This window comes from Vibrio sp. OPT20, assembly GCF_963889365.1.
GTDB lineage: Bacteria > Pseudomonadota > Gammaproteobacteria > Enterobacterales > Vibrionaceae > Vibrio > Vibrio splendidus.
The window spans coordinates 1-1,153 of the sequence record NZ_CAWPOA010000045.1 but is presented as its reverse complement, the minus strand read 5'-3'; the positions used below and the strand labels follow the sequence as shown (position 1 = coordinate 1,153).

At 46.6% G+C, this 1,153-nt stretch carries 1 protein-coding gene; it reads left to right on the top strand.

The window, feature by feature from the left end; all coding sequences use genetic code 11:
- On the top strand, positions 1 to 1,153 hold a 1,153-nt coding region (tuf, locus tag AACR09_RS09135), incomplete at both ends, for an elongation factor Tu (RefSeq protein WP_069593548.1).

Genomic DNA, 1,153 nt, shown 5'->3' with positions numbered 1-1,153 from the left:
TGTCTAAAGAAAAATTTGAACGTACGAAACCGCACGTAAACGTTGGTACTATCGGCCACGTTGACCACGGTAAAACAACTCTAACTGCTGCTATCTGTACTACACTTGCAAAAGTGTACGGCGGTGTTGCTAAAGATTTCGCATCTATCGATAACGCTCCAGAAGAGCGCGAGCGCGGTATCACAATCGCAACTTCTCACGTTGAGTACGATACTCCTGAACGTCACTACGCACACGTAGACTGTCCTGGACACGCCGATTATGTTAAAAACATGATCACTGGTGCTGCTCAAATGGACGGCGGTATCCTAGTTGTTGCTGCTACAGATGGCCCTATGCCACAAACACGTGAGCACATCCTACTTGGTCGTCAAGTTGGTATCCCTTACATCATCGTATTCATGAACAAATGTGACATGGTTGATGACGAAGAGCTACTTGAGCTAGTAGAAATGGAAGTACGTGAACTTCTTTCTGAGTACGAGTACCCAGGAGACGACCTTCCAGTAATTCAAGGTTCTGCACTTGGCGCTCTAAACGGCGAAAAGCAGTGGGAAGACAAGATCGTTGAGCTTGCAGAAGCACTAGATTCTTACATTCCACTTCCAGAGCGTGCTGTTGATCTACCGTTCCTACTTCCTATTGAAGATGTATTCTCAATCCAAGGTCGTGGTACAGTAGTTACTGGTCGTATCGAGCGCGGTATCCTACGTGTAGGTGACGAAGTAGAAATCGTTGGTATCAAAGAAACTACTCTTACTACTTGTACTGGTGTTGAAATGTTCCGTAAACTGCTTGACGAAGGTCGTGCAGGTGAGAACGTTGGTGCACTTCTACGTGGTACTAAGCGTGATGACGTTGAACGTGGCCAAGTACTTTCTGCTAAAGGTTCAATCAACCCACACACTAAGTTTGAGTCTGAAGTATACGTACTTTCTAAAGACGAAGGCGGCCGTCACACTCCTTTCTTCAAGGGTTACCGTCCACAGTTCTACTTCCGTACAACTGACGTAACAGGCGATATCACTCTACCAGAAGGCGTAGAAATGGTAATGCCAGGTGACAACGTTCAAATGACTGTTGAGCTAATCGCTCCAATCGCAATGGACGAAGGTCTACGTTTCGCAATCCGCGAAGGTGGCCGTACAGTTGG